This window comes from Nocardia sp. CA-290969 (assembly GCF_050936135.1).
Lineage (GTDB): Bacteria > Actinomycetota > Actinomycetes > Mycobacteriales > Mycobacteriaceae > Nocardia.
Genome location: NZ_JBNJNJ010000001.1, coordinates 6,207,087 through 6,227,190, shown reverse-complemented (window position 1 = coordinate 6,227,190; position 20,104 = coordinate 6,207,087). Strand labels below are relative to the sequence as shown.

At 66.7% G+C, this 20,104-nt stretch carries 21 protein-coding genes and 1 pseudogene; 6 read left to right on the top strand and 16 right to left on the bottom strand.

Annotated features, from left to right (window positions below):
- Window positions 1-6 precede the first annotated feature (6 nt).
- The 6 genes from ACQEVO_RS28350 to kstD all read right to left on the bottom strand — a co-directional run bounded on the left by ACQEVO_RS28350 (window position 7) and on the right by kstD (window position 6,834).
- Window positions 7-450: a response regulator gene (locus tag ACQEVO_RS28350; protein ID WP_432919354.1), complete on the bottom strand. Its 444-nt coding sequence runs from the start codon at window positions 448-450 to the stop codon at window positions 7-9.
- Entirely contained in the window at window positions 447-2,102 is a 1,656-nt protein-coding gene (locus tag ACQEVO_RS28345) for a sensor histidine kinase (protein ID WP_432919352.1), read from the bottom strand. The genes ACQEVO_RS28350 and ACQEVO_RS28345 overlap by 4 nt, the downstream gene beginning before the upstream one ends.
- Window positions 2,102-3,334: a PP2C family protein-serine/threonine phosphatase gene (locus tag ACQEVO_RS28340; protein WP_432919350.1), complete on the bottom strand. Its 1,233-nt coding sequence runs from the start codon at window positions 3,332-3,334 to the stop codon at window positions 2,102-2,104. The genes ACQEVO_RS28345 and ACQEVO_RS28340 overlap by 1 nt, the downstream gene beginning before the upstream one ends.
- A 201-nt stretch (window positions 3,335-3,535) precedes the next feature.
- The gene (locus ACQEVO_RS28335; RefSeq protein ID WP_432923084.1) at window positions 3,536-4,132 is read right to left on the bottom strand and encodes a class I SAM-dependent methyltransferase; all 597 of its coding nucleotides are present in this window, start codon (window positions 4,130-4,132) and stop codon (window positions 3,536-3,538) included.
- Window positions 4,133-4,246: 114 nt separating this feature from the next.
- Window positions 4,247-5,110, bottom strand: coding sequence for a MaoC/PaaZ C-terminal domain-containing protein (locus ACQEVO_RS28330; protein WP_432919348.1), 864 nt, complete (start codon window positions 5,108-5,110; stop codon window positions 4,247-4,249).
- 14 nt (window positions 5,111-5,124) lie between these two features.
- Window positions 5,125-6,834 carry a 3-oxosteroid 1-dehydrogenase gene (kstD, locus tag ACQEVO_RS28325; RefSeq protein ID WP_432919346.1) on the bottom strand — a complete coding sequence of 570 codons (1,710 nt, stop codon included), beginning with the start codon at window positions 6,832-6,834 and terminating at the stop codon, window positions 5,125-5,127.
- Window positions 6,835-6,937: 103 nt separating this feature from the next.
- Here kstD and ACQEVO_RS28320 point away from each other — a divergent pair, with 103 nt between their 5' ends.
- The gene (locus ACQEVO_RS28320; RefSeq protein WP_432919344.1) at window positions 6,938-8,587 is read left to right on the top strand and encodes an FAD-binding protein; all 1,650 of its coding nucleotides are present in this window, start codon (window positions 6,938-6,940) and stop codon (window positions 8,585-8,587) included.
- Window positions 8,588-8,702: 115 nt separating this feature from the next.
- Window positions 8,703-9,329 (top strand): GyrI-like domain-containing protein, encoded by a 627-nt coding sequence (locus tag ACQEVO_RS28315; protein ID WP_432919342.1) that lies wholly within the window; start codon window positions 8,703-8,705, stop codon window positions 9,327-9,329.
- A gap of 6 nt (window positions 9,330-9,335) precedes the next feature.
- On the opposite strand, the gene ACQEVO_RS28310 is transcribed toward ACQEVO_RS28315, so the two are convergent.
- Window positions 9,336-10,439, bottom strand: a complete 1,104-nt coding sequence (locus tag ACQEVO_RS28310) for an alkene reductase (protein ID WP_432919340.1) — start codon at window positions 10,437-10,439, stop codon at window positions 9,336-9,338.
- 64 nt (window positions 10,440-10,503) lie between these two features.
- On the opposite strand from ACQEVO_RS28310, the gene ACQEVO_RS28305 reads away from it, so the two are divergent.
- Window positions 10,504-10,881 carry a MerR family transcriptional regulator gene (locus ACQEVO_RS28305; protein WP_432919338.1) on the top strand — a complete coding sequence of 126 codons (378 nt, stop codon included), beginning with the start codon at window positions 10,504-10,506 and terminating at the stop codon, window positions 10,879-10,881.
- A gap of 99 nt (window positions 10,882-10,980) precedes the next feature.
- Window positions 10,981-12,090 carry a 4Fe-4S binding protein gene (locus ACQEVO_RS28300; RefSeq protein WP_432919336.1) on the top strand — a complete coding sequence of 370 codons (1,110 nt, stop codon included), beginning with the start codon at window positions 10,981-10,983 and terminating at the stop codon, window positions 12,088-12,090.
- 91 nt (window positions 12,091-12,181) lie between these two features.
- On the opposite strand, the gene ACQEVO_RS28295 is transcribed toward ACQEVO_RS28300, so the two are convergent.
- Window positions 12,182-12,577, bottom strand: a complete 396-nt coding sequence (locus ACQEVO_RS28295) for a winged helix-turn-helix transcriptional regulator (protein ID WP_432919334.1) — start codon at window positions 12,575-12,577, stop codon at window positions 12,182-12,184.
- Between the two features lie 68 nt (window positions 12,578-12,645).
- Here ACQEVO_RS28295 and ACQEVO_RS28290 point away from each other — a divergent pair, with 68 nt between their 5' ends.
- A complete protein-coding gene (locus ACQEVO_RS28290; protein WP_432919332.1) occupies window positions 12,646-13,608 on the top strand; it encodes an NAD(P)-dependent oxidoreductase in 963 nt (320 codons plus the stop codon).
- A 96-nt stretch (window positions 13,609-13,704) separates the two neighbouring features.
- Here the strand turns inward: ACQEVO_RS28290 and ACQEVO_RS28285 are convergent.
- The 4 genes and pseudogenes from ACQEVO_RS28285 to ACQEVO_RS28270 all read right to left on the bottom strand — a co-directional run.
- Window positions 13,705-13,932, bottom strand: a pseudogene (locus ACQEVO_RS28285) (PIN domain-containing protein); the annotation flags it as partial.
- A gap of 159 nt (window positions 13,933-14,091) precedes the next feature.
- On the bottom strand, window positions 14,092-14,553 hold the full coding sequence (locus ACQEVO_RS28280; RefSeq protein WP_432919330.1) for a nuclear transport factor 2 family protein: 462 nt from the start codon (window positions 14,551-14,553) through the stop codon (window positions 14,092-14,094).
- Window positions 14,550-15,179 (bottom strand): pyridoxamine 5'-phosphate oxidase family protein, encoded by a 630-nt coding sequence (locus ACQEVO_RS28275; protein WP_432919328.1) that lies wholly within the window; start codon window positions 15,177-15,179, stop codon window positions 14,550-14,552. Before ACQEVO_RS28275 ends, ACQEVO_RS28280 begins: the two co-directional genes overlap by 4 nt.
- A 2-nt stretch (window positions 15,180-15,181) precedes the next feature.
- Complete coding sequence (locus ACQEVO_RS28270) at window positions 15,182-15,571, bottom strand: hypothetical protein (RefSeq protein WP_432919326.1); 390 nt, start codon at window positions 15,569-15,571, stop codon at window positions 15,182-15,184.
- Window positions 15,572-15,664: 93 nt separating this feature from the next.
- Between ACQEVO_RS28270 and ACQEVO_RS28265 the strand changes: the two genes are divergently transcribed.
- A complete protein-coding gene (locus ACQEVO_RS28265) occupies window positions 15,665-16,228 on the top strand; it encodes a TetR/AcrR family transcriptional regulator (protein ID WP_432919324.1) in 564 nt (187 codons plus the stop codon).
- 19 nt (window positions 16,229-16,247) lie between these two features.
- Here the strand turns inward: ACQEVO_RS28265 and hsaB are convergent, their stop codons facing one another.
- From hsaB to hsaA, 4 genes are all read right to left on the bottom strand, one after another.
- Window positions 16,248-16,865: a 3-hydroxy-9,10-secoandrosta-1,3,5(10)-triene-9,17-dione monooxygenase reductase subunit gene (gene hsaB / locus ACQEVO_RS28260; protein ID WP_432919322.1), complete on the bottom strand. Its 618-nt coding sequence runs from the start codon at window positions 16,863-16,865 to the stop codon at window positions 16,248-16,250.
- A gap of 99 nt (window positions 16,866-16,964) precedes the next feature.
- Entirely contained in the window at window positions 16,965-17,864 is a 900-nt protein-coding gene (gene hsaC, locus ACQEVO_RS28255) for an iron-dependent extradiol dioxygenase HsaC (protein WP_432919320.1), read from the bottom strand.
- A gap of 2 nt (window positions 17,865-17,866) precedes the next feature.
- Window positions 17,867-18,745 carry a 4,5:9,10-diseco-3-hydroxy-5,9,17-trioxoandrosta-1(10),2-diene-4-oate hydrolase gene (gene hsaD, locus ACQEVO_RS28250; RefSeq protein WP_432919318.1) on the bottom strand — a complete coding sequence of 293 codons (879 nt, stop codon included), beginning with the start codon at window positions 18,743-18,745 and terminating at the stop codon, window positions 17,867-17,869.
- Window positions 18,745-19,908 (bottom strand): 3-hydroxy-9,10-secoandrosta-1,3,5(10)-triene-9,17-dione monooxygenase oxygenase subunit, encoded by a 1,164-nt coding sequence (gene hsaA, locus ACQEVO_RS28245; protein ID WP_432919316.1) that lies wholly within the window; start codon window positions 19,906-19,908, stop codon window positions 18,745-18,747. The genes hsaD and hsaA overlap by 1 nt, the downstream gene beginning before the upstream one ends.
- Window positions 19,909-20,104: the final 196 nt, after the last annotated feature.

Genomic DNA, 20,104 nt, shown 5'->3' with positions numbered 1-20,104 from the left:
CCCGGCCTACCGGATGCGGGGCAGGCGGACGACCTGCACGAAGAAGTCGTCGATCTGCTTGATCGCGGCGACGAACTGGTCCAGATCCACCGGTTTGGTGACGTAGGCGTTGGCGTGCAGTTTGTAACTGCGCAGGATGTCCTCCTCCGCCGCGGAAGTGGTGAGCACCACCACCGGGATATGGGACAGATCCGGATCGGCCTTGATCTTTTCCAGGACCTGCCTGCCGTCGTATTTCGGCAGGTTCAGGTCGAGCAGGATGAGATCGGGGCGCGGCGCGTCGGTGTACTGCCCGTTGCGGTAGAGGAAATCGAGCGCCTCCTCACCGTCGTGGGCGACATGCAGGGTGTTGCCGATCCTGTTGTCCTCGAACGCTTCCCTGGTCATCAGTTCGTCGCCGGGATCGTCCTCGACGAGCAGGATATCGATCGGCTGTCCCGGCACGGTCATACGTTGATTCCTTCGGTCGTTTCGGTCGGGAGGTCCGGCGATTGCGCTGCACCGGCTTCGCCCGGTGTATCCGGGGTACCGGCCACCGGCTCGGCGCGCAGGGTGAAGCAGATGCGTGTGCCCTCGGTGTAATCGGTATCTATCCAGATCCGGCCGCCATGGTATTCGACGATCTTCTTGCAGACGGCGAGTCCGATTCCGGTACCGCTGTACTCGTCGCGGGCGTGCAGTCGCTGGAAGATGACGAAAACCTTCTCCGCGAATTCCGGGGCGATCCCGATTCCGTTGTCGCTCACGGCGCACAGCAGGGTATCGGCTTCCTCGCCCGAGGGCGTGACCTCGATGCGGACCATCGGAACGAGTTCGGGCCGGCGGAATTTGATCGCGTTGCTGAGCAGGTTCTGCCACAGCATCGTCAGCAGCGTGGGTTCGCCCAGGATCTCCGGGAGATCATCGGGCCGCTCGACGACAGCCTCGGTCTCCTCGATGGTGGCCGACAGGTTGGTCAGCGCTTTGTCGAGCACCCGGTCGAGCAACACCGGTTCGGTGCGGTCGCCCACCCGGCCGACGCGGGAGAACGTCAGCAGATCGTTGATCAGCACCTGCATCCGTTTGGCACCGTCGACGGCGAAATCGATGTACTGCTTGCCCCGCTCGTCGAGTTCGGCGCCGTAGCGTTTCTCCAGCAGCTGGCAGAACGACGCCACCTTGCGCAGCGGCTCCTGCAAATCGTGCGAGGCAACGTAGGCGAACTGTTCCAGCTCCGCGTTGGAGCGGCGCAATTCGCCGGCTTGCAGATCCAGCTCGGCCGTCTGCTGACGCAGTAGCGCGCCCTGAGACCGCGACGACCCCAGTTCCTCGACGACCCGGCGGCGCATCTGCTCGACCGCCGCGGCCACCTGCCGCAGATCCGCGGGACCGCGGCTTTCGATGTGATGGTCGAACTCGCCGTCGGCCACCCGCAGCGACGAGTCGGTGAGGTCGGCCAAGGGACGCACCACCAGTCTGCGCAGCAGGACGGTCAAGATCGCGCCGGTCAGCAGAAAGGTGATCACGAGGCCGGACAGGACGATATCGCGGACGGTGCGGGCGTGCGCGATCGCCTGCTGATCGGCGGCGACCGCGGTGGCCAGGTGGTCGTTCTGGACGGTGAACGACGCGCGCAATTCGTCGAACACAGTTTTCGCGCGCACCGCCGTGGTGGTGGCCAGTTCGGCGGTCTGGTCCGCATCGCTCGCCGCGGCTAAGGGATCGGCGTAATCCGTGCGCCACTGCCGCGCCCAGCGCTCGACGGTGTCGAGGTCGGCCGTCAGATCCGGCCGGTCAGCGAGCAGCTCACGCAGTTGCCCGGCCGCACGCTCCTGCTCCTGCCTGCCTTCCGCGTAGGGTTCGAGAAAGCGCGCGTCGGCGGTGAGGGCGTAGCCGCGTAAGCCGGTCTCCTGGTTGACCAGCGCGCTCTGCAACCGGTAGGCCTCCGCGGACGCGGGCAGCGTCTGCCGGACCAGCCGGTCGGTGGCCTCGCTGGTTTCGCCGATCACCTGGGCGCCCGCCACGGCGCCGAGCAGCACCACCAGGATCATCAGTCCGAAAACCAGCTGGAACCACGTCTGCGCGGTGAACCTGCCGACCGTTCGGGAACCGAGTCTCGTCATCACGTCTCACCACCGGGAGTTCCGTTCCAGCGCACATAGATGATCGCCACATCGTCGTCCAGACCGCCCGTGTCGACGGCCAGGCCCTCGACACGGCCGATCAGTTCGTCGACAAAAGCCGCAGGCCGTTGCGCGGATACCGCTCGTGCGACCTCCAGCAGCCCGGTTTCGCCCAGCCGGGCCCCGGCCCGGCCCACGCGGCCCTCGAACAGCCCGTCGGTGAACAGCATCAGGCCCGCATCGTCGGGCAGTTCGAGCTCCACGGCCGGCCATCGCGCGCGACCGGGCATGAATCCGAGCGCCGGTCCGCCGTCGACCTCGACCCAGCTCAGTTCGCCGCGGCGGTGCCGCAGCATGCCCGGATGCCCGGCGCGGCGCACCAGCACCCGGCCCGACTGCCTGTCCAGTATCAGGCTCGTGGCGGTGGCGAAGGTCTGCCGATCGGCGCGTTCGGCCAGCAGCACCTGCTCCAGCAGGCGGAGCTGGCGTTCGCCCGTCACCCCGCTGAGGACCAGTGTGCGCCAGGCCAAACGAAGCGCCACACCGGTGGCCGCCGCGTCCGGGCCGTGGCCGGAGACATCCCCGACGATGACGTGCACTACCCCGGCGGAGTCCTGGACGACATCGTAGAAATCGCCGCCGAGCAGGGCGTGTGCCCGCCCCGGCCGGTACCGCGCCACAACCTCCACCGCACGGTCGGCACCGAGTAGCGGAGTGGGCAGCAGGCCGCGTTCGAGGCGGGCGTTCTCCTGCGCCCGCATCTGGCTCGCCTGCAGGGCCGCGCTGGTGCGCTCGGCTTGTTTGCGCTGGATGGCGTAGCGGACGGCGCGGGCGAACAGTTCCGGTTCCACCCGGCCCTTGACCAGGTAGTCCTGGGCCCCCGAGGCCAGCGCTGCCAGGCCGGTGCGCTCCTCGTCGAGCCCGGTCATCACCACCACCGCGACCTGATCGTTGTGCCCGCGGATACCGGCCAGCGCTTCCAGTCCTTGCGCGTCCGGCAGGCGCAGGTCCAGCAGTACACAGTCGGGGGCTTCCAGCCGCAGCCGATCACCCGCTTCGGCGAGGCTGCGCACCCAGCCGAGGCGCATATCCATTTCGGCGTCGGCGACCAGTTCCTCCACCAGGAGGGCGTCGCCGGGGTCGTCTTCCACCAGCAGAACGAATGGTTCCCGATCGATCCGGCCCCCGTCGGCCGCCCAGTCCTTCTCCGTGCCCGGCGGGTCAGCGAGCACGACCACCGCCTGCGCACTCGTACGCGACCGGAGCACATCCTTGGCGGGACCGCCGCGCGGAGAGAAGCGGAACGAAACGGAATTTGCCAGGGGGTAACGGCACGCGGGCCTCCGATCACACAGGGCAAACGACGGCGCCGTGGCGCACATCTCGCTCAACGGCCGGTTTCTGGACCGAGAGGCAGCAGTGATCTTAACGGATCAATTCAGGAAACGCGCCACCGTGGCGAGCCAACCAGGTGCGCCGTGCTCGTGGAACCTCGTCCCTACCCGCTCGGTTTCGATCGATTCGATCCGCCAGCCCGCCGCGGGCGTGAAGGCGCCGGCCAGGTCGTCGCGGCGGACAGGATGAGGCCCGGGATCGGGCCCGGTATCGCTGAAACACAGCACGTACAGTGTTGCGCCGGGCTCGGTCACGGCCGCCAGGCTCCGGGCGTACTCGGCTCGTTCGGCGGTATCGAAGGTATGGAAAAGGCCGCTGTCGAGCACCGTATCGAACCGGCGTCCCAAACGCTCCAGATGAAGGGCATCGGCAGCGGCGAACTCGACCTCGATACCGCGCTCGGCGGCCAGTTCACGTGCGATCGCCAGGGCTGTTTCGGCAACGTCGACCCCGAGCACCGGCAGGCCGAGCGAGGCGATCAAGAGCGTGTTCTCCCCGGTCCCGCAGCCCGCGTCCAATACGGCCCCAGCGAATCCACCGGCTGCGGCGAGTCGCCGCACAGCGGGTTGCGGCCCGCCCAGATCCCACGGCGCCGGGCCGTCCCGATACGACGCATCCCAGGGCCGCCCGGCCATCCGTTCGTGGCTGGTCGGCGGCCTGCGCGCGGCGGACATACCGCCATCGTATGCGCGTAGGCGGGAGTGTGGCCGACGGCCCCTCGGGGCGCCGGCCACACGACGAGCGGTGTGCTACTCGGCGTAGGTCAGGACCACGTCGCCCAGCACGGGGGCGTCGTCGCGGTCGACGGCCGTGGCGCTGATGGTCAGCCGGCCCGGTTCCTGCCAGATACGTGACCGCAGTGTCTCGCCGGGGAACAGGACTCCGGCGAACCGTGCCTTGAATCCGGTGACGCGGGCCGCGGCCGACTCGAGCACCGTGTCCGTGGCGGTTTTGCAGATGATCCCGTAGGTGCACAGCCCGTGCAGGATCGGTGCCGGGAAACCGGCGCCTTTCGCGAATTCGGGGTCGGAGTGCAGTGGGTTGCGGTCGCCGCAGAGGCGGTAGAGCAGGGCCTGCTGCGGGAGGGTGGCGGTGGTGACGTCGAAATCCGGGTCCCGTTCGGGAAGTTCGGCTTTGCTGCTGGGACCGCGTTCGCCGCCGAAGCCGCCTTCGCCGCGTGCGAAGATGGAGGACCGTTCGGTCCAGAGGGCTTCGCCGTCGGAACCGGTGACGGTGAACTCTTGCACGATCACCGCGTTCGAACCCTTGTCCCAGAGTTCGCTGATCCGCCCGGTGCGGGTCGCTTTACCCGCGGCGGGCAGCGGCCGGTGCACCTGGATCTCCTGCGCGCCGTGCACCACCTTGGCCAGGTCGATATCGACTCCGGGGAATTTCACCTTCGGCGGGTCGGTGTCACGCAGCGTGTGCGCGACGGTGGCGAAGGTCGGCAGGACCTGCGGTTCCCGGTCGTCGAGGTAGCGCAGTTCGGCGGGATCGGTCCAGCGGTGGCCGGCGCCGATGCCGAGGTGGTAGAGCGCGACGTCGGAGGCGGTCCAGGAGAATTCCTTGCTCGGCAGTTCGGCGCCGAGCGCTACCTGTGGATCGATGGGCATAACTTCTCCTCGGCTCAGGCCTCGGCCGGCGATGCGGCGGACCCGGCCTTCTTGCGGTCGATGATGTCGTGGACGGCGAGGTAACCGAAGGCGATGGCGGGGCCGATGGTGGCGCCGGGGCCGGCGTAGGTATGACCCATCACCGGTGTCGACACATTGCCGGAGGCGTAGAGGCCCTCGATCGGGGTGCCGTCCTCGCGGAGCACGCGGGCGGCGGTATCGGCGACCAGACCACCCTTGGTGCCGAGATCGCCGGGGACCATCTTGGCCGCGTAGAACGGGCCCTGGACCAGCGCGGCCAGGCACGGGTTGGGTTTGACGGTCGGGTCGCCGTAGTAGCGGTCGTACTGGCTGTCGCCGCGGCCGTAGTCCTCGTCCTTACCGGTTTCGGCGAACTTGTTGAACCGTTCGACGGTGGCGGCGAGTTTATCGGCGGGCACCCCGATCTTCTCGGCCAGCTCCTGCAGGGTGGCGGCTTTGACGATCAGATCGTTCTCCATCCAGCGCGACGGGAACTTCAGGCCCGGCTGCAGGCTGGCGAACATGTAGCGGTTGCGGTAGCGCTGATCGAACACCAGCCAGGTGGGGATGTTCTCGCCCGGACCCTCGCCCTGCCCGTATTCACCGCCGTACATGGTGTGCACGGCCTCCACGTAGGGCGCGGACTCGTTGCCGAACCGCTCGCCCTGCGGGTTGATCATGATCGAACCGGGCAGGTTGCGCTCGGACAGCGCGAACCAGGGCTTACCGCCCTTGAAGATGGTCGGACCCCACCAGGCGTCCTCCATGAAGCCGATCGCGGCACCCGCGTCCATACCGGCGAGGATGCCATCGCCGGTGTTGGTGGCGGCGCCGGTCGTCCACTCAGTGGTAATCGGCTGGCGCTGGTACTTGGTCCGCATTTCGGCGTTGTGCTCGAACCCGCCGCTGCCCAGCACCACACCGTGCCGGGCGGTGAAGGTGACCGTTTCGCCCTTGTGGGTTGCCTCGACGCCGGTGACCTTGCCGTTCTCGACGACGAGCTTGGTCATCGGGGTATCGAGCAGCAGGGGCACGTTCGCGTCCATCAGGCCCTTGCGCATGCCGGCGATCACGGCCTGGCCCATCACCATCAGATGTTTGTTGGTGAACTTGGCCCAGTAGGTACGCGCCCCGACCCGCAACGCCCGCAGCATGCCCTTCGGATGGCGGCGGATCAGATTCAGCCGGACGAAATCGGCCTGCGTGACGGCCACGTTCAGCGGTGCTTTGGAGTAGGGCGGATGGATATTGAACCGCTCCTCGCCGAGGACTTTCGCGTTGAACGGCTTCGGCTCACAGGACCGTCCACCGGCTCGGCCGCCGGGCGCTTCGGGGTAATAGTCGGAGTAGCCCTTGACCCAGGTCATCTTCAGCGGTGAATGCGCGAGAACGAAGTCCATGGCTTCGGCGCCGCGGTCGATATAGGTATCGATCCGTTCCGCGGGCACCACATCGCCGATGATGCTGTGCAGGTACCGGCGCGCTTCCTCGCGGTCGTCGGGACCGCCGGATTCGCGCAACGCCTTGTTGCCGGGGATCCACACCCCGCCGCCCGAGCGCGCGGTGGACCCACCGTAGTACGGCGCCTTCTCCAGGATCACCACACTCAGCCCGTTGTGCGCGGCGGTGAGGGCGGCGGTCATCCCGGCGGCGCCGCTGCCGACCACCACCACATCGTATTCCCGATCGTTCATGTAGAACACGTTATAGAATGAGGGCGCTGTTGGTCTATGTTGTGTGGCAGAAGACTTGATTTGTCGAGTTAACAGCAGAGAAACTCGTTTCAATTTCGGTGGAGTTGGCTGGATGGCGCAGGAATGGGACCTGACCGCGGACGTCGTGGTCGTCGGATATGGAGCGGCGGGCGCGGCGACGGCGCTGCAGGCGACCGAGGACGGTGCTCAGGTTCTCGTCCTGGACCGGTTCACCGGCGGGGGAGCGACAGCGCTCTCCGGTGGAATCATCTACGCCGGCGGTGGGACGTGGGTGCAGCGCGCAGGCGGGGTCGAGGACACTCCGGAACTGATGCTCGCCTATCTGGAACGCGAGGTCGGTGACGCGGTTCGGCCAGCCACCCTGCGCCGCTTCGTCGAGGACAGTCCCGCGATGATCGACTGGCTGACCGGGCACGGGGTGCCGTTCGAGGCGTCGCTGTGCCCGTACAAGACCTCGTACCCGAACAACGACTACTACCTCTACTACTCCGGCAGCGAGATCTCCGGGGCGTTCGACGACATCACTCCCGCGCAGCGCGGTCACCGGGTCAAGGGGTGGGGCACCTCGGGGAAGAAGCTGTTCGCCCCGCTCGCCCGGTCCGCCGAGCGCAAGGGTGTGCGCGTGGAAGCCCTCACCACGGCCACCGCCCTGCTCACCGACGACACCGGTGCTGTGGTCGGAGTCCAGTGCCGCACCCTGCGCGACGCACCTGCTCGGGTCCGCACCCGCTACATCCGGATGGCGGCGGTCGCCGCCAAACCCGGTATCTACTATCCGCCGCTGCGGCGCGCGCTGGAAAAGCAGCTCGCCCGCCTGGACCGCCGGTACGGAACCACCATCCGGGTGCTGGCCCGGCGCGGTGTGGTCCTCACCGCGGGCGGTTTCATCGCCAACCGGGAGATGCTGCACGCCTACGCCCCCGCCTACAAGAACGGGCTCGCGCTGGGCAGTTCCGGTGACGACGGCAGCGGTATCGAACTGGGCCGCAGTGTCGGCGCCGCCACCGACCGGATGGGCAACGTATCGGCCTGGCGATTCCTGCTGCCCCCGAGTTCGTTCGCGGGTGCACTGCTGGTCGACGGGAAAGGCAAACGGGTCATCGACGAGACCCGCTACGGCGCCGCGGTCGGCGACGCCCTGATCAACCGGCACGACGGAATCGGCTTCCTACTCGCCGACGATGAACTCATGCGTAAGGCGATCTCCCAGATCGGGCCGCAGGCCGCCTGGTTCCAGCGCATGCAGTTCGAAGTCATGCGTCGTAAGGCCAAGCGCGGCAGCACCCTCGACGCGGTGGCCGCCGCCGCGGGGATCGATGCGAACGGCCTGCGGGAAACGGTCGCCGCGCACAACAGCGCCTATGCCACCGGCGCTCCCGACCCGGTCGGCAAACCGGCCGAATATGTCCGCCCGGTCGGTGCCGGTCCCTACTGGCTGCTGGATGTCTCGATCAAACCGAGCCTGACCAACCCATGCCCGATGTTCACCGTCGGCGGGCTGCTCGTCGACGAGGACACGGGCGCGGTCAAGGGCGCCGACGGCCGCGATATCCCGGGCCTGTACGCAGCCGGCCGGACGGCCGCCGGTATCTGCGTCAACTCCTATGTCAGCGGGCTTTCCCTGTCGGACTGCATCTTCTCCGGCCGCCGTGCGGGTCGCAGCGCGGCAGGCGAACAGCCGGTCGTCGAGGGTAAGGCCGGAAACCGGACCGGTCACGGCGTGCCGTCGGAAGGCGCCTGAGGGCGCAACCGAAGACCACGAGCCGGGAATCGCGCGGGGCCGCGGTTTCCGGCCACGAGTTGACCGCAACGGCGGCTACCTTGACCTCCGTGACCGATTCATGCGGTGGTACCCGATGACGGACAAGGTCGACTTCAAGCGGACGCTCGACGCCTACCAGGCGAAACGTGACAGGTTCCGGATCGTCGACATTCCGGACCTGCAATACCTCATGATCGACGGCCACGGCGACCCCAACACCTCCCCGGATTTCGCCGCGGCGGTCGAGGCCCTGTACCCCGTGGCCTACAAGCTGAAGTTCGCCAGTAAACGCGACCTCGGCCGCGACTACGTCGTGATGCCCCTGGAAGGGCTGTGGTGGGCCGACGATATGGAATTATTCACCGCGGCGCGGGACAAATCGCACTGGGACTGGACGCTGATGATCATGGTCCCGGAGTGGATCGACCGGGATATGTTCGCCGCCGCCGTCGAACAGGCCGGAGCGAAGAACCGTCCGGCACGGCCGGCCGAGGTCCGGCTGGAGTCGTTGACGGAGGGCCGCTGTGTGCAGACCTTGCACGTGGGTTCGTTCGACGACGAAGCCGAGGCGCTTGCGCGGATGCATCACGAGTTCATCGCGGACCATGGGCTCCGGATGACCGGTCGCCATCACGAGATCTACCTCAGCGACTTCCGCAGGGTCGCACCGGAGAAACAGCGGACGATCCTCCGCCAGCCGGTGGTCGGTCCGGATGAATAACCGGCATCATGCCGCCGCCTCCGGCAGGACCGGATAGTCGGTGTAGCCTTCCGGGCCGCCCACGTACATCAGGTGACCCTCGCGTATTTCGTTGAGCGGGGCACCGATTCGCAGTCGGTGGACCAGATCGGGGTTGGCCAGGAACGCGCGGCCGAGGGCGATGAGGTCGGCACCGGCGGCGAGATGGCGCTGCGCCTCAGCGGTGATCGCGGCGGGATCGCGGGTGGCGCCCGGTTGTGCCGGGTTGGCCAGGAGGACACCGGGCCAGATATCCCGGAGCCGGTGCAGCAGCGGGTCCGCCGAATCGGTACGGACGATATGCAGGTAGGCGAGGCCGTGGCGGGCGAGTGCGGCGACGAGGGCCGGGTAGAGCGCCGCGGTATCCGTTTCCACTATCCCGTTCACGGGGTTGGCCGGCGAGATACGCACTCCCACCCGTTCCGGGCCGATCGCCGCCGCGACCGCTTCGACGACCTCGACCGTGAAACGGATCCGGTTCTCGACCGGGCCGCCGTAAGCGTCCGTGCGCCGATTGGTGTTTCCGGCGAGGAACTGGTGCAGCAGATAACCGTTCGCGCTGTGCACCTCGACACCGGCGAAACCGGCGGCGATCGCGTTGCGGGCCGCGGTGACGAAATCGGCTGTGGTCGCCCGAATTTCCCCGACGGTCAACTCGCGCGGGCGCACCGCCTCCTGGCGGCCGGCCGGTGTGTGAATCGGTTCGGGTAGCGCGATCGGCGACGGCGCGACCGGCACCAGACCGCTGTTGGCGGGATGCCCGACCCGCCCGCCGTGCTGCAGTTGCAGGAACATGGCACCGCCGGCCGCCGCCACCGCCTCGGTGACTCGCCGCCAGCCGGTGATGTGTGCGTCACGGTGGATACCGGGAATATTGGCGTAGGTCTGACCCACTTGGTTCGGGGTGGCGGCTTCGGCGATGATCAGTCCGGCGGATGCGCGCTGTGCGTAGTAGGTCGCCATCAGGTCGGACGGCGTGCCGTCGGCTTCGGCGCGGTTGCGGGTGAGCGGCGCCATCACCAGCCGGTGCGGCAGGTCGAGGCCGCCGAGGCGGGCCGGGGTGAATAGAACGCGGGGTGCTGTGGTTGTCATGGCAGGACGGTAAGACCTGACATTGGTGTGAGATTCAAGTCGGGCGCGAAACTGTGAGGTGAGAATGCGAATCGGAGAGCTTGCCCAGCGTACCGGCGTCAGCGAACGATCACTGCGCTACTACGAGGAACAGCGATTGCTGACCGCGCAGCGCACACCGGGCGGTCATCGCGACTACCCGGAGCAGGCCGTGGATCGCGTCATCCATATCCAGGAGCTGTTCGCGGCAGGTCTGTGCAGTAAGAAGATCGCGCAGATCCTGCCTTGCATGCGCGATACCGACGGCGGCGCCAACGAGTTCGCGACCCCCGCGCTGGTGGCCGAGCTGGAAGTCGAACGCGATCGGATCAACCGGATGATCGCCGATCTCGTGCGCTCCCGCGAGGTGCTCGACGAGGTAATCGAGCAGGCCGGCGCGGACCTCGTCTCCGCACCAGTGTGACCGGCAGGCCGGGAAACACCTCCTCGCGATGAGTTTCGGCGCCTCGCGGTGTCCATATCCTATGAGGCCGTGCGGGTCTCGGATGGATCAGGAGGACCTATGTCGACCATGGACCGAGAACCCTCGAAACGGCCGCGTCTGGCCGACCACCCCACTGTCAAGCAGGTCACCGGACAACCACGTACGGCCCCGGATGCCGTACTGACGGCCGCCGGGTTGCGGCAGATATGCCTGGACGCGGGCGCCGACGATGTGGGGTTCGTGGCGGTCGACGATCAGCGCGTGGCCGAAGAACTGGAGCATGCCCGCGCAATCCTGCCCACCGCACGCACTTTCGTGTCCTTCTGCGTGCGCATGAATCGCGACAACTTGCGCAGCCCCATGCGCAGTCTGGCCAATACCGAGTTCAATCACGCCGACGACGACACCAACGAGGTCGCGCGCCGCATCACCAGGGCGCTGCAGGACGCCGGATACCGCGCGGTCTACCCGTCGCCCGGATATCCGATGGAGGTCGAACAGTTTCCGGGGCGGGTCTGGGTGATCGCGCACAAGGTGATCGCGGAAGCGGCCGGACTGGGCGTTATGGGCATACATCGGAATGTGATTCACCCGAAGTTCGGGAACTTCGTTCTTTTGGGCACCGTGGTCACCGATGTCGCGGTCGACGAGCACAGCGCAGCGCTGGATTTCAATCCGTGCCTCGAATGCAAACTGTGTATCTCCGCCTGCCCGGTGGGAGCGATCACCGAGAACGACGGATTCGACTTCCAGGCGTGCTACACACACAACTACCGGGAATTCATGGGCGGCTTCACCGACTGGGCCGAAACCGTCGCCGACAGCGGCAGCCGCGACGAATACCGCGAGCGCGTGACCACCGGCGAATCGTTCTCGATGTGGCAGAGCCTGTCGTTCAAACCCAACTACAAGGCCGGATACTGCATGGCCGTATGTCCGGCAGGGGAGGACGTCATCGGCGCCTTCATCGACGATCGGAAAGGCCACCTCAACGAGGTGGTGCGCCCGCTGCAGAACAAGGCCGAAACCGTCTATGTCCTGCCGGGATCGGCCGCCGAAGAACATGTCACGCGGCGGTTTCCGAACAAAACCCCGAAACCGGTGACGAACGGTTTCGGAGACGAGGTCAACACCTTGCTGGACCAGATCGGTCCCCGTCCGCGTCCCCGGACCGGTTCGGACGAGTAGTCCGACGCACCTGCTCCGATCCCGGCGCGTACGTGGGTGGCGGCCGAACCCGTTCGATCTGCAGTGCGCTCGCCCCTCCGCGCCACAGGGGCTAACGCGCGAGCACATCCGGGTCGGTGGGTGCGGTGTCCTCGGCCGGTGGGCGGACGCGCTCGGCACCGATCCGTTCGATACGGTCGCGACCCCACGCCGCGAGCGGCTCGAGTGCGGTATTGAGCGACCGGCCGAGGCCGGTGAGGCGGTATTCGACCCGTGGCGGCACCTCCGGATACACCCGCCGGTCGATCAACCCGTCTTCCTCGAGTTCACGCAACTGCTGGATGAGCATCTTCTCCGAGACTCCGGGGAGCCCGCGGCGCAGTTCACCGAACCGGCGCACGCCGTAGTTGTCCAGCTCCCAGAGAATCAGGCCTTTCCACTTGCCGCTGACGACGTCCATGGCGGCGTCTATCCCGCAGAAGTACGGCCCGAATCTCTTCGCACCCATATCGGCCTCCGGCCTGCTCACATACGTTCCGGTTAGTACCCCACCGAATAGTAGGTACTTGTACCGACATGCGGTCTCGGCAATCGTTGGTCACGGCGCGCCCAGCACAAGTTCACCGAAACAATCGCTTCAGCAAGGAGTCGGCGGATATGACCGCAAACGAACAGACGACCGTGGCCGTGCTCGGTCTCGGACCGATGGGCCGGGCCATCGCCACGACCCTCATCAAGTCCGGCAATCGGACCATCGTGTGGAACCGGACGCCCGGAAAGGACACCGAACTCGTCGCGCTGGGCGCGGAGAGCGCACCGGAGCCGGCGGCCGCGATCGCCCCGGCCGATCTGGTGATCGCCGTGCTCAGCGACCACGCGTCGGTGCACGCGGTCCTCGACCCGGTGGCCGGCCGGCTGCCGGGTAAAACCCTGGTCAACCTCACCAGCACCGCGCCGGAGGATTCCCGCGAACTCGGTCGCTGGGCGGCCGGCCACGGCATCGACTACCTCGACGGCGGCATCATGGCGGTTCCACCGATGATCGGCGGCCCGGGCGCCTCGATCCTGTACAGCGGCTCCGCGACCGGCTACGAGCGCCACCGAGCCGATTTCGAAAAGCTAGCCGCTGCAGAGTATTTCGGCGACGACCCCGGAACAGCGGCGCTTTACGATTTCGCCTTGCTGGCCGGCATGTACGCCATGTTCACCGGCTTCTTCCACGGTGCCGCCATGGTGCGATCGGCCGGTGTCAGCGCTTCGTCGTTCGCTCCCCGGGCGGCCGCCTATGTCACCGCCATGGCCGAGTTGCTACCGGCATACGCCGAGGTCATCGACAGCGGCGACTACACCGACGAGGTACAGCCGGCAAGCTTCCACAAACCCGCCTTCGACGCGATCGTCCGCGCCAGCCGCGACGCCGGCGTCGCCCTGGATATCGTCGGCCCGATCAAGAACCTCATCGACCGCATGATCGCCGACGGCCGGGCCGGGATGGGACTGGAGCGGATCGTGGAGGAGCTGGCCGGCGCCCGTCCATAGGGCGTAATTGCCGGCGGGGCGTGCCGGTCGTCGGTCTGCTGTCCCGGCGGGGACGACCCATCGGGTCGGCTGGCCCGTTACCGCGGCGATTATGTCGTAGTCCCCGTCGTAGTGCAGCACGACGGCCTGTTGGCGCTCGGCCACGGCAGCGATGACCAGGTCGGCGACCGACAGTGCTCGCCAGTTACCGTGGTCGACGAGCATCCCCTGGACCTCGGCCACGCGATCCCATACCTCGTCAGGGGTGGGCAGCCGGTCGAAGCCGCGCAGTTCGTCGCGTATGCGCCGGGCGTCGGCCTTCGACCTGGCCGAGTGCAGGATCTCGAGTTCGACCGCAGGTGCTTGATATCAAGGTCGGCAAGAATAGATATCAGTGGAAGGAGTCGTCGTCGATGCTCGGCGGGCTCGGGTGCGGTCCGGGTGCGCCGGCTGTGTAGGTTGCGCGGTTGTTCCCTGATCCGGTCCCGCTTTCCGGGGCCGGACCTACTCGAGTGGGATATCTACGTCGGCTTCGTGTTCTGTGCGTGGACCGAAGATCCTTCGGTCGGTCTCGGCTATCCCGACATCGTTGATGCTCGCTTCCCGGCGCCGCATCAGGCCGTGCTCGTCGAACTCCCACAGTTCGTTGCCGTAGCTGCGCCACCAGCGGCCCGCGGTGTCGTGCCATTCGTACTGGAAGCGGACGGCGATGCGGTCCTCGCCGAAGCTCCACAGGCTTTTGCGGAGGGCGTAGTCCAGCTCCCGCTGCCATTTGGCGGTCAGGAACTCGACGATTCCGGCTCGCCCGGTGACGAACTGATCGCGATTGCGCCACACCGAATCCGGGGTGTAGGCGAGGGCCACCCGCTGCGGATCGCGGGTGTTCCATGCGGCCTCGGCGGCGCGAACCTTCTGGAGCGCGGTCGCTGCGGTGAACGGTGGCAATGGGGGTCGGCTGTCGGTCATGAGGACCTTTCGTGTTGTGGGCAGGGGCCGGTTGCGGCTCGCTGTGCGGCGAGTTCCGCTTCGAGCCGGTCGATACGTTCGCGCAGTGGTGCGGTGGCGGCCCGCATCTCGGCCACGGTGAACCGGGGGGTGATGTACTTGGGGCAGTTCCAGTCGAAGGCCACCACTTCGACGGTCATGATGCCTTCGAGGCGGCCGGTGGTGCCGAGTCGTTCCAGTACTTCCGGTGCCGGATCCGGGTCGAACCGGGCGTGGCCGAGTACCTTGAGCCGTTTCCTGTTCGGATAGTCCACCGCGATGATCGCGACCCGGTCGTCGTGGTCGAGGTGCCCGGCGGTGATGAACTGGCGGTTGCCGGTACTTTCCGCCCACGCCAATTGCGTTGGTCCGGCGACCTTCACAAAGCCCGGCGGCCCGCCGCGGTGTTGCACATACGGCCAGCCGTTGCCGCCGGTGGAGGCGATGTAGAAACTGTCGCGGAGTTGCAGAAACCCGGCTTCCGCCGCGCCCAGGCCGGTCGGCACGGGCGCGGCGGACAGCGCGTGTTCGTAGCGGTCGAGTGAGCCCTTCCGGCGCTGGTGCGCCTGCTCCTCCGCTCCGAAGGTCAGCGCGAAGAAATGCTCCATGATCAGAACGCCAGGATGGAGTACCCGTTGTCGACGAGCGCCCGCACGCTGGCGACCCCGGACGTCCCCGGCAGCGGGTTGTCCTTGATCAGGTCGAGGCCGGCGGCGGTGGCGCCGTCCCGGCCGCCGAAAAGATCGCTGCATCCGCAGGAGATTCCGGCGATGGTGTGTCGTACCGCCTGGTAGACGTCGTAAGCGGGATGCTCGGGGGATTCCAGCAGTTCGGGCCAGCGGGTGCCCGCACCTTGGAATTGCACCCGGACCTCGTCGCCGGCCTGGTCGAAGTCGTAGGCGGCGGCGAGGGCATTGAACATGCGGCCGAGTGCTTCGTCGCCGCCGTTCGGGTCGCTCATGACGAGGACTGCGGTCTTGTTCGTGGTACCGGAACTCATTGTTGTCTCCTTCGGGGCCCAGGTTGAGAACGGTCGTTCTCAAGAGCCTCTGTAGTGTAGGAGAACGGTGGTTCTCAATGCAAGGAGGAAGCTGTGGCGGAGGAAACCGAAGCGGCACAGGTGCTCGCCGCAGCCGACCGCCTGTTCAACGATCGCGGGGTGCAGGCGGTCGGGATGGACAGCATCCGCGACGCCGCGAACGTGCCGTTGAAACGGCTCTACCGGCTCTTTCCTTCCAAATCCGCGCTGGTATGTGCGGTACTGGAACGGCGAGACCGTGACGTGCGCTCGGCGATCGCCGAATACGTGGAGGCGCGGGCCGATACACCACGTGAGCGGATTCTGGCCGTATTCGACTACTTGCTCGAATGGTTCGCCGAACCCGGTTTCCGGGGATGTCTGTTCATCAACACCGTCGGGGAACTGGGCGGTACTTCCGACGATGTCGGCCGGATCGCCCGCCGGCACAAACTCGCGGTGCGTGACTATCTGGCCGAACTCGTCGCCGAATGCTCATATCCGGCAGACTTGGCCGACCAGTTGATGATTCTCGCCAACGGCGCTATGGCGACGGCCGCCGTGCAGGGCGACGGACCGCATGTGGCGCAGCAGGCGCGCGCCGCGGCAGCAACCTTGCTGTCCGCGGCCGGCCGGTGAAGTGGATCGGTCGCCGGAACTAGAGCCAGGTGTCCAGAGTGGTGGTGGTGAGGAAATCGTCCAGGTCGGCGCGCCAGGGGGCCGGGGTGGTCTTCTCCGGTTCGATGGCGGTGTACTGGCCGCGATAGAACAGCAACGGGCGGCCGTTGGTCGTCGCGGCTGTTTCCGTCATGGCCTGCACGCGGCCGATGACGATGTAGTGGTCGCCGCCGTCCACCACGCGGTCCACCGCGCATTCGATGGTGGCCAGCGAATCGCCGAGCCGGGGGAGACCCAGTTCTGAAGTGTGCCAATCAGTTCCGGCGAACTTATCGGGTTCGCGGGAGCCGAATTTCGCGCAGACCGGCTGCTGTTCCTCGGCGAGGACGTTCACACAGAAGCGGCCGTTCTCCTCGATGGCGGCCCAGGACCGGGATCCCTTGGTCGGGCAGAAGAGGACGAGCGGCGGATCGAGGGAGAGCGCGGCGAAGGACTGGCAGGCGAAACCGATCGGGGTGTTCTCGCCGGTGAACGTGGTGATCACCGTGATACCGGTGCAGAACTGCCCGAGGATATTGCGGAACTGCCGGGGGTCGATGGCGGGCTGATCAGCCGCCGTTTCGGGGGCGCCGTCCGCCGGATCCGCTGGTGCCGTCACGTTCATACCGTCCTCGCCTCGTACCTGGAGCTGCCGGCGTGCGGAGCGCCGGATATCAGCCGTGCCCGGTGCGAGTATCGCACCGGGCACGGCCGGAGATCACTTGAAACCCACGGAGAAGTCGTGGCCCCAGAGGCTCACCGCGGTGGATTCGCGGGCGATCCAGCTGTGGTCGTCGACTTCCAGTCCCTCACAGCCGAATTCGATATCGAATCCGCCGGGGGTCTTCATATAGAACGACAGCATCTTGTCGTTGATATGCCGGCCGAGGGTGGCCGACATCTTCACCTTCTTGCGCTGGGCGCGATCCAGGCAGAGGCCGACATCGTCGGAGTTCTCCACCTCGACCATGAGGTGCACGATGCCGGTCGGGTTGGGCAGCGGCATGAACGCCAGCGCGTGATGGCGGGGATTGCAGCCGTAGAACCGCAACCAGGCCGGGTCACCGTCTTCCGGGCGACCCACCAGCTGCGGTGGCAGCCGCATGGAATCCCGCAACCGGAAGCCCAGCACGTCCTGATAGAAGGCCTGCGCCGCGGCATCATCGGTACAGGTCAGCACCACGTGTCCGAGGCCCTGTTCCGCCGTGACGAACTTGTGGCCGTACGGGCTGACGAACCGGCGGCCGAGGTACTGGGCACCGTAGAACGCCTCGAGGGTGTTGTCGGAGGGATCCTGGAACCGGATCATGCCTTCGACGCGGCGTTCGTCGAGCTCCGCTTTGGTGCCCTCGGTGTAGGGGATGCCCTCCTTCTCGAGGGTCTCCCGCAACCGCTGCAACGCCGGGCCGTCGGTGACCTCCCAGCCGGAGACCAGCAGCCGGTCCTGCTCGCCCGGCACGATCACCAGACGCGCGGCGAAATCGTCCATGCGCAGGTACAGCGCGTCGGGGTTCGCACCGCTGCCTTCCATCATGCCGAGCACTTTCAGGCCGAACTCGCGCCAAGCCGCCATATCGGTGGCTTCGATACGCATATAGCCGAGTGCCTTGATACTCATCGTCATTTCTCCTTGACGCCGAGCAGGAAATCGGTGGCGAGCCGGTTGAACTCGGCGAACTTCTCGAGCTGCGCCCAGTGCCCACAGCCGCCGAAAACATGCAGCTGGGCGCGCGGAACCGACTTCAACGCGACGAGCGCGCCGTCGAGCGGGTTCACCCGGTCCTCACGGCCCCAGATGAGCAGCACCGGCTGGCGCAGTTTGTAGGCGTCGCGCCAGAGCATGCCCTTCTCGAAATCCGCACTGGCGAACGATTTGCCCATCGCGCGCATCGCCGCGATCGATTCCGGCTTCTTCGCCGCTTCGAACCGCTCGTCGATCAGTTCGTCGGTGACCAGCGACTGGTCGAACACCATGATTCGCAGAAAGGCCTCGATGTTCTCCCGGGTCGGCTCATAGGTGAACTTCGACAGGAGGCGTACGCCCTCGGTGGGATCGGGCGCGAACAGGTTCGTGCTCAGACCACCGGGACCCATGAGGATCAGCTTCCCGGCCCGGTCCGGGTAATCGAGCGCGAACCGCACCGACGCCCCGCCGCCGAGTGAATTACCGAGCAGGTGAACCCGATCGGTGATCTCCATGGTGTCCAGCAGATCCTTCAGCGCCGATGCGCTGTGCACGAAGTACTGCGGATGCTCGGTCGGCTTGTCGGACTGCCCGTAGCCGGGCTGGTCCACGGCGATCACATGGAAATCGCGGGCCAGCACCGGGATGTTGCGGGAGAAGTTCGACCACGACGAAGCCCCCGGGCCGCCGCCGTGTAACAGCACGATGGTGGGCCCGTTACCGACCCCCGCCTCGTGATAGTGCAGTTTCAGGTCCGGCCGGACCTGCGCGAACTTCGAGGTGGACGCGTAGGTGAGTTCGGCGGTCGAGGTCATCACACCATCCCGTCCGAGACGGGCAGACCGAACTCGTGGGTGCCGTACATGACGTAGGCGCGTTCCGGATCGTTGGAGGCGTGCACCCGGCCGGCGTGCGCGTCCCGCCAGAACCGCTGCAGCGGAGTGCCGTTCACCAGCGCCGTGGCGCCGGAGCTCTCGAACAGTTTGTCGATCGAGGCGATGGCCCGGCCGGTCGCGCGGACCTGATCGCGGCGGGCGCGCACGCGCAGGTCGAACGGGATTTCCTTACCCTCGAGCAGCAGCGCGTATTCGTCGGCGACATTGCCCGACAGCTGCCGCCACGCGGCATCGATATCGCTGGACGCCTCGGCGATCCGCACCTTGGTGAACGGATCCTCCTTGGCCTTCTCCCCGGCGTAGGCGGCGCGTACCCGCTTGCCCTGGTGCTCGACATGCGCCTCGTAGGCGCCGTAGGCCATACCGACGATCGGCGCCGAGATGGTGGTGGGGTGAATGGTGCCCCACGGCATCTTGTAGACCGGATCGGTGTTGCGCTCCAGACCGGGCGACTTCAGGTCGTTCATCGTCTTGTAGCTCAGGAACCGGTGCGTGGGCACGAAGACGTCCTTCACCACGAGGGTGTTGGATCCGGTACCGCGCAGCCCGACCACGTTCCAGACGTCGTCGATCTCGTATTCCGAGCGCGGGATCAGGAAGCTGCCGAAATCCACCGGCTTACCGTTCTTGATCACCGGCCCGCCGACGAAGGTCCAGTCGGCGTGACCCGAACCCGACGACCAGGCCCACGACCCGCTCACCTGATAACCGCCGTCGACCACGGTGCCGGCACCCATCGGCGCGTAGGAGGAGGAGATCCGCACATCGGTGTCCTCACCCCACACCTCTTCCTGCGCCTCCTGGCCGAACAGGGCCAGATGCCAGTTGTGCACGCCGATGATCCCCGCGACCCAGCCCGTGGAGCCGCAGGCGCTGGCGATCTTGCGCACCGTGTCGTAGAAGACGACCGGATCGGCCGCGAGTCCACCCCACTGCTTGGGCTGCAGCAGCCGGAAGAAGCCGGCTTCCTGCAGGTCCTTGATCGATTCGTCGGGAATCTGCCGAAGATCTTCGGCTTCCTGTGCGCGGGCGCGCAGCGTGGGCAATAGCGCTTCGACCCGTTCGGTCACTTCTCGCGTCATCTCCGGCCCTGCTCCTGCCTGGTCGTTTTGCTAACCGGTAGTCATCTGCTCGGCGCAGAATTTACTTCTGAGACTAGAACAGGTTCTTGTTCATGTCGAGAACCGGTGTCTGTGTGCTGCGAATATGGGACATGTGCTGGATGTAGCGCGAATCGCTGGCGTTCGGGGCGCCAGTTTTGTAACGTGTTCTAGTACA

Coding starts and splice junctions, on each gene's coding strand:
- ACQEVO_RS28350 (WP_432919354.1), bottom strand. CDS start 450: ATGACCGTGCCGGGACAGCCGATCGATATCCTGCTCGTCGAGGACGAT.
- ACQEVO_RS28345 (WP_432919352.1), bottom strand. CDS start 2,102: ATGACGAGACTCGGTTCCCGAACGGTCGGCAGGTTCACCGCGCAGACG.
- ACQEVO_RS28335 (WP_432923084.1), bottom strand. CDS start 4,132: ATGGCCGGGCGGCCCTGGGATGCGTCGTATCGGGACGGCCCGGCGCCG.
- ACQEVO_RS28330 (WP_432919348.1), bottom strand. CDS start 5,110: ATGCCCATCGATCCACAGGTAGCGCTCGGCGCCGAACTGCCGAGCAAG.
- ACQEVO_RS28320 (WP_432919344.1), top strand. CDS start 6,938: ATGGCGCAGGAATGGGACCTGACCGCGGACGTCGTGGTCGTCGGATAT.
- ACQEVO_RS28315 (WP_432919342.1), top strand. CDS start 8,703: ATGACGGACAAGGTCGACTTCAAGCGGACGCTCGACGCCTACCAGGCG.
- ACQEVO_RS28310 (WP_432919340.1), bottom strand. CDS start 10,439: ATGACAACCACAGCACCCCGCGTTCTATTCACCCCGGCCCGCCTCGGC.
- ACQEVO_RS28305 (WP_432919338.1), top strand. CDS start 10,504: ATGCGAATCGGAGAGCTTGCCCAGCGTACCGGCGTCAGCGAACGATCA.
- ACQEVO_RS28300 (WP_432919336.1), top strand. CDS start 10,981: ATGTCGACCATGGACCGAGAACCCTCGAAACGGCCGCGTCTGGCCGAC.
- ACQEVO_RS28295 (WP_432919334.1), bottom strand. CDS start 12,577: ATGGGTGCGAAGAGATTCGGGCCGTACTTCTGCGGGATAGACGCCGCC.
- ACQEVO_RS28290 (WP_432919332.1), top strand. CDS start 12,646: ATGCGGTCTCGGCAATCGTTGGTCACGGCGCGCCCAGCACAAGTTCAC.
- ACQEVO_RS28280 (WP_432919330.1), bottom strand. CDS start 14,553: ATGACCGACAGCCGACCCCCATTGCCACCGTTCACCGCAGCGACCGCG.
- ACQEVO_RS28275 (WP_432919328.1), bottom strand. CDS start 15,179: ATGGAGCATTTCTTCGCGCTGACCTTCGGAGCGGAGGAGCAGGCGCAC.
- ACQEVO_RS28270 (WP_432919326.1), bottom strand. CDS start 15,571: ATGAGTTCCGGTACCACGAACAAGACCGCAGTCCTCGTCATGAGCGAC.
- hsaC (WP_432919320.1), bottom strand. CDS start 17,864: ATGAGTATCAAGGCACTCGGCTATATGCGTATCGAAGCCACCGATATG.
- hsaD (WP_432919318.1), bottom strand. CDS start 18,745: ATGACCTCGACCGCCGAACTCACCTACGCGTCCACCTCGAAGTTCGCG.
- hsaA (WP_432919316.1), bottom strand. CDS start 19,908: ATGACGCGAGAAGTGACCGAACGGGTCGAAGCGCTATTGCCCACGCTG.